This window comes from Siphonobacter sp., assembly GCF_048595215.1.
Taxonomy (GTDB): domain Bacteria; phylum Bacteroidota; class Bacteroidia; order Cytophagales; family Spirosomataceae; genus Siphonobacter.
This window is the reverse complement of record NZ_JBMDWJ010000214.1, coordinates 17208-27791: the sequence shown is the minus strand read 5'-3', so window position 1 is coordinate 27791 and position 10584 is coordinate 17208. Positions and strand designations below refer to the sequence as shown.

Sequence of the window (10584 nt, the reverse complement as noted above, 5' to 3'; positions counted from 1 at the left end):
GCTTGGTCGGGCCAGGTCGTAGGGTCATGCATCTGGAATCGGGATCCGGCGGCATTCAGAATTTCTTTAATCCGTTCGGGCGAAGCGGCGGCTAGCTGAGTGAAGCTGGAAATACCTTCATTATTTAACAGCTGCTCGATTTTGGGACCGATGCCTTCAATGACTTTCAGATCATCGGGTTCTTCGTATAAGATCGGAGCGGCCGTTGCGGCAGTGATTCCTGGAATACCTTCAATCGGCGTTATGTCCATCGGAATTTCCATCAACGGTGGTTCTTCCACGACAACGGGAACGGGTGGTTTCGGCTTGGATGGATTCGTTTTTGACTCGCGGCAGTGCTCTAATTCTACCCGCTTGGTAGCGATTTGCATTTGCATTGCGTCGATCTTGCTGTGCAAGGCCCGGCGGCCCAGTAACCAGCCCAGACCAGCCACCAAACTCATAAACGTGACCGCTTCGAGTACGGCAATGGGAATATTCTGACTTAATGATTGTAGGAGTAACATAGTTGATGTCGAAGGATGATGCTCTGTTTATTCTCTCCCCTTTTGCAGTTCCTGTTGCCAGGCCCGAAGTTCATCCCACTTGCCCTCCTGAGCCAGGCGAGCCTGACGGGGCCAGGTATTGGGATCCTGAATTTGAAACCGGGAACCCGCCGCCCGTAGAATGGACATCACGTGTGAGGGTTCGGCTACGGCCAGTTGAGCAAACGTTTTGATGCCGGCCTCGTGAAGGAGCTTTTCAATCTTCGGCCCGATTCCTTCAATTTTTTTGAGGTCATCTTCTTCGTGCGGTACGGCAGCAAGCGGCTGTATGGCTTCTTCCGCGGGCGGAGCCACAATGGGTTCGGGCAGCGGACCGGCGGTTCGGACTGGCGGCTTGGGCACGTACAGGCCTTTATGGCACTGATCCAGGTCAAACTCTATCTGGCGAATTTCCGCTTCGAGATGATGGAGTGTATTCTTACTTTTCAGAAATCCAATCAAGTACCCCAGGATACCCGCCCCTAACAGAAAAAGCAGGTGTTGAAGCCACGCACTTTCCAGTTGTAAGGGATTAAAATGTTCATACATACATTACAGTGATTTGAAAGAGAAGCTAACCTGCCAAAATGGCTAGTTACTTACATTTTTTGTTACTGAACAACGATCGTAACCCGGCGGTTGGCCTTTCTACCCGCGGGCAGGGCATTATCGGCAATGGGTTGCGTTTCGCCTTTTCCATCGCTTACCAGTTGTTTGCTTTTCATGCCTTTTCGGATAAACTGCTTCTTTACCGCTTCCGCCCTACTTTTCGATAAACGCAGGTTATGATCGTCGGGGCCTTCGCTGTCGGTATGACCAATCAGCGTCAGGCGTTTATTTGGATGTTGTTTGAGGTACTTCTTTGCCTCCTCAAAAAATTTGTCATTGTCTTTCGTCCGAATAAACTGATTACTACTGAGTGGAAAATACAAATCCATAGGCTTGAAAATCCCTTCATACGTTGCCGCCGCCGCTAGTTCTTCTTCGGTTTGTCCCTTCGGTGCTCGTAAGGCGGGAGCAGGTTCAGTCGATTCAACCACAGCGGGTTCAGATACTGCGGGCTCGGCTACGCTGGTTTCAGCAACTGTATTAGGAAGTTCGTTAGTACCCGCAAATGCAAATCCAGCCCCGTAGATAGAATCAGCTGGACTAAAGGCCAGATCCAGTTGTTTAGCATCGATTCGCAACTGATTTGGTGAGACCCCAGCCTTCACAAAATACTGACGGATGGCATCCGCCCGGGCTTGCCCCAGCGTAGGAAACGAAGTATTGTTTTCCTCAACGGATGAATAAAAGCCCGTAACAGTCAGCGTTTTCTTAGACTTCTCCTTTAAGTAACCCGCCAGTGCCTGTAATTGAGGCTCGACGGCTCCCGTCACAACTCGTCCGTTTGACCGGCCAAAACTCAGGTTGTTTTCAGAGGTAACGTGGAAATGGGCTCCGTCCTGAATATCCAAGGCAGCACTGACAAAGGCTTCCGACGATTCCGTTTTCGTAAGGGGTTTGGGGTTTCCATCACACAATTGTTTAATCTGACAGACGTGCCAGTAAGTCCCTCCGGCTATCCAGCCGATGAGTACCAGCCATGTCAGGGTTTTGGCGATTGACATACAGAAGGTTAGCTAATAAATGTATCGATAAACATAAACTTGTTTTCTTAGACTAAGCTTCAGGAGGTGGGGATCATTCACGATTCGGAGTAACGAAAAAAGACAGAAGCCTCATCGAAAGCAACAAGAATTGAATGATAAATGCAAATATACTTTCGATTCCAATCTTGCCTCGCTTTATCCAGGCGTTTGGCAGAATCACTTAAAAAGCAACCGTATTTAACGCAAAAAGTTATAAAAAAAGCCTCACCCGTAGGCGAGGCTTTTCATATACATTTATCCTAAGGTTAAATCTTAGCGATTCATTGACAACAGGAATTCTTCGTTCGAACGGGTACCTCTCATTTTTTCGAGCAGGAACTCCATCGATTCCACCGAGTTCATGTCGGACATGTACTTCCGTAAAATCCAGACACGCTTGAGCGTTTCGGGATCCATAAGCAAGTCTTCGCGACGTGTACCCGAAGCCGGTACGTCGATGGCAGGGAACATCCGACGGTTGGACAGTTTCCGATCCAGCTGGAGTTCCATGTTACCCGTACCTTTGAATTCTTCGAAGATTACTTCATCCATCCGGCTTCCGGTTTCGATCAGGGCCGTAGCGATGATGGTCAGCGAACCGCCGTTCTCCACATTACGGGCCGCTCCGAAGAATCGTTTGGGTTTGTGTAAGGCATTGGCATCTACCCCACCCGAGAGAATCTTACCGGAAGAGGGTACCACGGTGTTGTAGGCACGGGCCAGACGTGTAATGGAATCCAGCAGAATCACGACATCGTGCCCGCATTCGACCATCCGCTTGGCTTTTTCCAGGACCATACTGGATACTTTCACGTGACGATCCGCCTGTTCATCGAAGGTAGAAGAAATCACTTCTGCCTTCACACTACGCTGCATATCGGTTACCTCCTCGGGACGTTCGTCAATCAACAGAATGATCAGGAACACTTCCGGGTGATTACGGGCAATGGCGTTAGCGATTTCTTTCAGTAATACCGTTTTACCCGTTTTAGGCTGAGCAACGATCATCCCCCGTTGTCCTTTCCCGATCGGAGCAAACAAATCGAGAATACGGGTAGAATTTTCGCGGCCCGAAGTAAACAGGTTCAGTTTTTCCGTCGGAAACAGCGGCGTCAGGTATTCGAATGGAATCCGATCCCGAATTTCTTCCGTTGTTTTTCCATTTACGGACTCAACCCGTAACAGGGCAAAGTACTTCTCTCCTTCTTTCGGCGGGCGAATGGCTCCGCGTACGGTATCGCCCGTTTTCAGACCAAACAGCTTGATCTGGGAAGGAGACACATAAATATCATCAGGGGAAGCCAGGTAATTGTAATCCGCTGACCGCAGGAAACCGTATCCACCATCGGACATGATTTCGAGTACGCCTTCGTTTTCAATAAGCCCGTCAAATTCCCGAATGTGCTGGTTATAATTCCGCTTCACCTGCTGCTGCAATTGCTGCGATCGCGGGTTGGGCTGCAAAGGCTGACCACTTTCGTCGGTACGACCTTCACGGGTTTCACGAGTATTGGGACGATTCGGATCAGGGCTTACCGGATTGACTGCCGGTGCTGATTCGCTTTCTGAAGGCATCACCTCCATCGTGGACTGATACGCTTCATCTAATGAGAAATCGTTTGCCAATTCGGCGGGGATTTCCATTTCATCTACGGGCTCAAATGCCTGTTCCTGCTCTTCTATCACCGGCGTAACCGGTACGGGTGTAGTATCAGGTAAATCTTCGGAAACCCCACCCCGACGAATACGGGTGCGTTTGTGGCGATTTTCGGATTCCGTCTGGGCCGTCGTAGTAGGTGGTACTTCAACCGGAGTAGGCTCGGGTTGAGATGCAGGAATCAATGCAGCAGGGCTTTCTTGAACTTCCTCTGGTACTTCTGAACTTATAGATTCCGCTTCGGGAGCGGAAGGTGCAGCGGGCTCTTGGGCCGTTTTTCGTGTACGACGAGCCCGTGGTTTATCGGATGCTGCTGGCATAGGGGTAGGACTAGCGGGCTTCTCTTGGGAAGTTTGCCGCTCTAAAATTTTGGTAATGAGTTCGGATTTGGACAGTTGGGTTGGATTGGATATACTCAACTCCCTTGCGATTGCTCTCAATTCGGACAGCAGCCGCAAACTCAGCTCTTCTGATGTATACATGAAAATTACGTATCAATCACGGCCGTGCCGGAATAGAATGAAACAGGATAGTCAGGCGAAATTGATAAATGCGTTGGGTTCTTTCGAATTCATTCACAGGAGGGTAAAAGCTACTACTGTCGGGGAAGAGGATGGTTCCGGCTTCTGGGATGCGTCGCTGGGGTGAATGAATTGCAAAGGTAAAATGTTCTTCAGCAATTTGTCAATATCTCTATGTAAACTTTTTTAAGACAGCGAATTATCACTGACGGACTGGGTTTGAAAATCATTTTTAAGATTTACGGTGCTGATTGGGCTGGCAAAGCGAACATCGTTGGCTTCGACAATCTGCATAATTTTAAAATTCAGCTCTTCCTTCACGCGATTGAATGTTCGGAAATCACTAGTTTCTACGTAATAAATAATCAACACGTCAAATGACTGATCGCCGAAGGTATCAAAACGGATAATACCGGGCTTGTTTTTAGTAAATTCATGGGCATCAATAGCGTCCTGAATTTGATCAATCACTTGCTTCAACGCCTCCGCAGACGTTCCTAAATCCAGACGAATGGTGTATTTAGCTCTTCTGAACTCCCGCTGACTCTGGTTTTCCAACATTTGAGAGACAATCAAACGATTGGGAACGGTCATCATACTTCCGTCTACCGTGCGTATACGTGTACTGCGAAATCCGATTTTTTCGACGTCACCCATCGTCTGGCTAATCTGAATGGAATCGCCAACGACGAAGGATCCATCGGCAAAGATGGTAAAGGAAGCGATCAGGTTTTCGAGCGTTTCGCGGGCAGCCAGAGCGACCGCGATACCTCCAATACCTAACCCTGCAATCAGCGTCGCAACATCAATATTAAAAATCTTGCCTGTAATGATTAATCCGGAAATGACCACCACCAGCACAATCAGAATGTCCTTCAGAAAAGGTACTAACTGATCGTCTACTCTGGTTTCGGTCCGTTCGGCCCTTCGTTTAAATACGACAGCCAGAAACTTAACGAAACGAATCACAGCCCACGTCAGGGCCAGGATAAGCAAACTTTTATAAATCCGGTAAAGGATGAGTCGAATGCCAAACTCGGTTTTGTGAGCTAAACCCCAGTGGATGGGAATACGGATCAGGTCGAAAGCAAAATACACCATGACCAGTAAAAAAACGTATTCCAGCGGACGGCGTAATAGTGCGACAAACTCCTGTACACTTACTTCGTTTTCCCGGGAGACTTTGCGAACGACGGCAAAAAGTACCTGGCTGAGTAAACGTCCAATGGGGCGACGCAGTAAGGTACCGACTAGCAGAGTACCAATAAAACCAAAAAAATTGAACCAGTGATTACCTGGCAGTACTTTATTTAAAAATTCTTGAAACGGTTCCATTCGAACTGAACGGGATTGTAAGCCTTAGCACGACGAAGACGCCAGTTGCTCTTTCCAATACCGGTAGGCTTCGGGGGTATCAACGCTAATTAACTCTGAGGGCTGCGGGGGACACAGAAGTGTAACGTCGGAAGTTGTTAAAAATTTCCGCAAGCTTAAATGATTTTTTTCAAATAATAAGCGAATCTGCGAAAAACTCCTGGGTTCGTAAATCGTTACCAAGGGTTCCGGTAGCCCATCAGCCCCGGCAAAAGCGGTTGCCAGACTTGCGGGGTTGCGATTTTGCACTAACGATTCCAGCGTAACGTGCTGAACGAGTGGCATATCCACTGCTAAGACCAACCAAGCCACGGAGGAATTGGTTCCGAAGGCCGTAAGTAATCCGCCCATGGGGCCCTGCTGGTACGAATCAATCTGACAATTAGCAACGGATGGCCGTTGCTGCTCCGGATTTACGGATACGTATACGCATTCGCAGTATCGTTGCAGGCGTTCATAAGCTCGTTTCCACTGCGGCTGGTTTCCGTACGCAAGCCAGGCTTTATCCGTACCCATACGAGTACTTAGTCCACCGCCCAGTACCAATCCCCAGAGCGGTGGCGTCACCTCGGTATCGGGAAGTAAAGCCATAAGTGCGTATTATTTTCCCTGAAAATCGGATTTACCTCCGGTTTTTTTCAGCAAACGGGTTTCCTCAATGACGATCTCGTGGGAAAGGGCCTTACACATGTCGTACACGGTCAGAGCTGCAATGGTAGCTCCGGTGAGGGCTTCCATTTCTACGCCCGTTTTCGCTTCTAGGGCACAGGTACAGTCAATCTGCACCCGATCTTCAATGACTTCGATCTGAAATTTACAGGAATCGAGCCCCAGTGGATGACAGAACGGAATCAGCTCTGACGTTTTCTTGGCCCCCATCGTTCCGGCAATAATGGCCGTATGGAAGACGGGACCTTTCTTGGTACGAATGTCGCCATCTTGTAAGGCCGCCAGTACGGCCTCGGGCAGACGCACCACACTACGGGCCGTAGCCGTACGCCGCGTTACGGCTTTATCGCCCACGTCTACCATGGTTGGATTGGCCTGTTCGTCAAGATGGGTGAAGCTCATAAGGTGTGTTTTCAAAAGTCAATAAAAAAACGCGTATCCGGGAGTCGCTCCCCGGATACGCGTTCAAATGTACTTTTTTTACGGATTATCGGGCACCTGGAGGGCAGTTTTTCAGCAAAAAGTCCGTATAGGTTTTAGACAAGTGCTGAGACGTTCCCTGACCTTCGGAAATACTGTGCGTCCGGTTCGGGTAAATCATCAGACTGAACAATTTACCCGCTTTGATCAGTTCGTTGATCAGTACCTCCGCATTCTGGTAATGAACGTTATCGTCGCCCGTACCGTGAATGTAGAGCAGGTTACCCTTCAGGTTTTTCACGTGACTGATCGGTGAACCTTTCATGTAGTCAGCCTCGGCTTCCGCCGGAATGCCCATGTAACGTTCCTCATAAATGTTGTCGTACAAGTGCAGATTGGAAATCGCCGCAATGGCTATACCCGTTTGGTACAAATCAGGGTATTGCATTAGGGCATTCAACGTGGACATCCCTCCTCCACTCCATCCCCAGATGGCAATCCGGTCTTTATCGACAAAGGGCCATTTGATGATTTCCTGCGTAGCCAGGGCCTGATCTTTGGCGTTGATAATGCCGTTGTTCCGGTAAATGGCTTTCCGCCACTCCCGACCCTTCGGAGCGGGCGTACCCCGGTTATCCAGTGAAATGTAGATGTATCCTTTGTCGGCCATACTACCCTGAAACAGACGGTTGTAACCCAAGCCAAACTGATCGGTTACCGTGGCCGAAGCGGGTTCGCCGTAGACATAAAACACCACTGGATACCGTTTGGTCGAATCAAAATTGGTCGGTTTCACCATCCAGCCGTCCATTACGGTTCCTTCGGAGGTTTTTACTTGGAAGAATTCGACTTTCATCCGGCCGGGTTTTAATTCCGGCAGACTTTTGCCATCCGCGGCTTTGTGCGAAGGCAGACTGATGAAGCTCTGCGTCGGCTGCGTATTAGCCGAGGAGAAATCGTGCTGAGCCCACAAACCGTTGGGAGAAATTTCGTAGTCATTCGTACCCGCATACGTGGCCGGGGTCAGGCGTTCAGCTTTTCCTTTACCGTTGAGCTTCAAGCGGTACAGATACTGCTGTGTGGCGTTGGTGGGGGAAGCGGAAAAGTATACCCAACCGTTTTTCTCATCCACCGTATAGATTTTAATAATGTCGTAGGGTTCTGCCGAAACGAGCGTTTCCTTGCCCTCTTTCGTAACGCGGTACAATTGACGCCAGCCACCTTTTTCGCTCAGGTACAGGAATTCTTTGTTACCCGCCAGCCAGTACCAGTTGGTCACTTCGCTTTCGGCCCAGTTACTACGAACGTCTACCCAGGCGTCGTCCTTTTCGGTGCTGATGGCCTTCGCCGTTCCCGTCGTTCCATTGGCTACGTAGAGCGTACTAACCTGTTGACGACGGTTCAATTGCTGAATGAGCAGTTCCTGACTTCCCGGAATCCATTCCATACGGGGCAGCAGGTTATTATCCGGCTCACCGGGAATCTGAATCGGTGTAATTTTTCCGGTCGCTACTTCTACCGTTTTCACAAACGTTGGAGACGGTTTCTCGCCTGCTTTCGGATATTCAACGGGGACGTTAAAGGAGTACGTTGAATCTGTATTGTTGATCATCAGGAAGTTCCGGATCTTGCGGGCATCCACCGTCCAGAACGCGATGTATTTGCCATCGGGCGACCAGCGGAAACCATCCCGGCAGTCGAGTTCTTCTTCATACACCCAATCGAACGTACCATTGATCAACCGATCCGTACCGTCGGTAGTCAGAGCTTTAGCCGTTCCCGTACTCAGGTCTTCTACGTACAGGTTATGACCGGAGACGTAGGCCGCCTGCGTCCCATTGGGTGAAAGCTTGGCAAACATCAGCGAGCTTTCGGGCCGCGACGCTCCGAGCTTTTTCAGGGAATTACTCGCCAGATCCAGCACGTAATAATCGCCCCGGGTGGGGTACCGCCACACGCGTTTGGCATTCGTATAGAGAACGGCTTTTTTGAGGGTAGGCAGGTAATCAAAGGCCAGTACGCGAATGGGCTGGGTAGCTCCCTGCGGAATGAGCTGCTCTTTTTTAATGAGCGTCGTTTTCGTACCCGTTTTTACATCAACCTGTACGAGTTCACCATTCTGAAACTGCCAATACGCATTTCCATCGGGCGACCAGTGAAACTTGCGGGCATCCAGGATGGTCAGGGCCTGGGGGCCATACGGCTCGGTACTGGGCTGAGCCAGCGATACCACCGAAACCAGTAAAATGATCAAGGGGATTAGGAAGGACTGTTTTCTCATAAACTTGGTTTTGCATGCGTGACTGAAGCCGGTTCCCACCGCTATCCTTATCAGATGGGGCCAGAGCGGTTTTCCGACGATCACAATTCCACAAAGAGAACCAAGAAAATTAATATTTACAAAGCATTCGCCGACCGAAGCATTGATTGAATAGACATCCTCTCGCATCTTTGAGTTTCATTTGTTCGCTGCTGCTCTTATGCTTTCCGTACACGAAGCTTTTACTACTGTTTTTTCCCAGACGATCCACTGGGGTACTGAATCGGTCGGGCTCCACGAAGCCGGCGGACGCGTGCTGGCGGAAGTCATTACAGCCGACCGTGATTTCCCACCTTTTAATCGAGTGACCATGGATGGTATTGCTCTGTATCTGGAAGCTCCCATTCAAGAAGGTTTATTCCGGATTGAAGCCACGCAATACGCGGGCGAGGCGGCCAAACACCTCGTTTCCCGAGCCTCGGCTATTGAAGTGATGACCGGGGCGGTACTGCCCGAAGGAACCAATACAGTGGTTCGTTACGAAGACCTTGCCTTTTCCAACTACGGAGATAAACGCTTCGCGGCCCTGCAAAATCCGGCTACACCCGGACAAAACATTCACACCAAAGGTAGTGACCGTATAATAGGTGAAGTGCTTATTCCGACGGGTACACGTCTGGGATCATCCGAAATCGGAATCCTGGCTTCCGTGGGGAAAACGCAGGTACTGGTTGAAAAACGCCCCAAGGTAGCCCTGATTTCGACGGGAGATGAATTAGTGGAAGTCAACCAGACGCCCCTGCCCCACCAGATTCGCCGGTCGAGCGGTTACCAGCTGGCGGCGGCTTTGCAACAAATCGGGTTTTCGAGCCAATTGTTTCACCTGCCCGACCTTCCAGAATCCCTGGAGACGAACATTCAGGATATTCTGAATCGTTTTGAGATCCTGATTCTGACGGGGGGTGTATCGGCGGGTAAAAAAGATTTCATCCCCGCTACGCTGGAAAAACTGGGCGTACAGAAGCATTTTCACCAGGTAGCCCAGCGACCGGGAAAACCGCTGTGGTTCGGCACGCGGGGTACGCAGAATGTGGTGTTCGCTCTGCCTGGAAACCCCGTATCGACGTTTGTTTGCTTTTTACGGTACGTTCGCCCCTACCTCGTCCACGAATCAGCAGTTCCTGCCAAAGCCGTACTGGCGGAAAATCTCGTATTTAAACCTAATCTCACGTACTTCGTACCCGTAGCCGCCACTTTTGCTGATGATGGCCGTTTGATAGCCCGACCGCTCAAAGGTTCCGGTTCCGGCGATTTTGCGAATTTGCTGGATTGTACGGGTTTTCTGGAACTACCCTCCGATCGCTCGGAGTTTCAGGCGAATGAGGTATTCCCGTATCTGGCGTTTCGGTAAAACCTCTGCTAGGATCGATTCGTATTCCGCTACTGCGTCCCTATTTCATTGAAGCAGGAACACGTTTGTAGGCACAGCGTTTTTCTGAACAATTAACACTATACGTCAGAAACATAA

At 49.8% G+C, this 10584-nt stretch carries 9 protein-coding genes; 1 reads left to right on the top strand and 8 read right to left on the bottom strand.

All coding sequences use genetic code 11. The features are described 5' to 3' along the window. The 8 genes from ACOJTG_RS13195 to ACOJTG_RS13160 form a co-directional block, all read right to left on the bottom strand. Positions 1-506 (bottom strand): helix-hairpin-helix domain-containing protein (locus ACOJTG_RS13195; RefSeq protein ID WP_420154248.1); only part of this gene is annotated, 506 nt, incomplete at its 3' end. A 27-nt stretch (positions 507-533) separates the two neighbouring features. Continuing rightward, complete coding sequence (locus ACOJTG_RS13190; protein ID WP_420154247.1) at positions 534-1073, bottom strand: helix-hairpin-helix domain-containing protein; 540 nt, start codon at positions 1071-1073, stop codon at positions 534-536. A gap of 62 nt (positions 1074-1135) precedes the next feature. Beyond that, the gene (locus tag ACOJTG_RS13185) at positions 1136-2134 is read right to left on the bottom strand and encodes an OmpA family protein (RefSeq protein ID WP_420154246.1); all 999 of its coding nucleotides are present in this window, start codon (positions 2132-2134) and stop codon (positions 1136-1138) included. Between the two features lie 294 nt (positions 2135-2428). Then, a complete protein-coding gene (gene rho / locus ACOJTG_RS13180) occupies positions 2429-4294 on the bottom strand; it encodes a transcription termination factor Rho (protein WP_420154245.1) in 1866 nt (621 codons plus the stop codon). A 225-nt stretch (positions 4295-4519) separates the two neighbouring features. Beyond that, entirely contained in the window at positions 4520-5668 is a 1149-nt protein-coding gene (locus ACOJTG_RS13175) for a mechanosensitive ion channel family protein (RefSeq protein ID WP_420154244.1), read from the bottom strand. A 24-nt stretch (positions 5669-5692) separates the two neighbouring features. After that, entirely contained in the window at positions 5693-6298 is a 606-nt protein-coding gene (locus tag ACOJTG_RS13170) for an NTP transferase domain-containing protein (RefSeq protein ID WP_420154243.1), read from the bottom strand. A gap of 9 nt (positions 6299-6307) precedes the next feature. Next, entirely contained in the window at positions 6308-6778 is a 471-nt protein-coding gene (gene moaC / locus ACOJTG_RS13165; RefSeq protein ID WP_102200465.1) for a cyclic pyranopterin monophosphate synthase MoaC, read from the bottom strand. A gap of 85 nt (positions 6779-6863) precedes the next feature. Further along, on the bottom strand, positions 6864-9077 hold the full coding sequence (locus ACOJTG_RS13160) for a DPP IV N-terminal domain-containing protein (RefSeq protein ID WP_420154242.1): 2214 nt from the start codon (positions 9075-9077) through the stop codon (positions 6864-6866). A gap of 199 nt (positions 9078-9276) precedes the next feature. Between ACOJTG_RS13160 and ACOJTG_RS13155 the strand changes: the two genes are divergently transcribed. Next, positions 9277-10467, top strand: a complete 1191-nt coding sequence (locus ACOJTG_RS13155; protein ID WP_420154241.1) for a molybdopterin molybdotransferase MoeA — start codon at positions 9277-9279, stop codon at positions 10465-10467. The last annotated feature ends 117 nt before the right edge of the window (positions 10468-10584 follow it).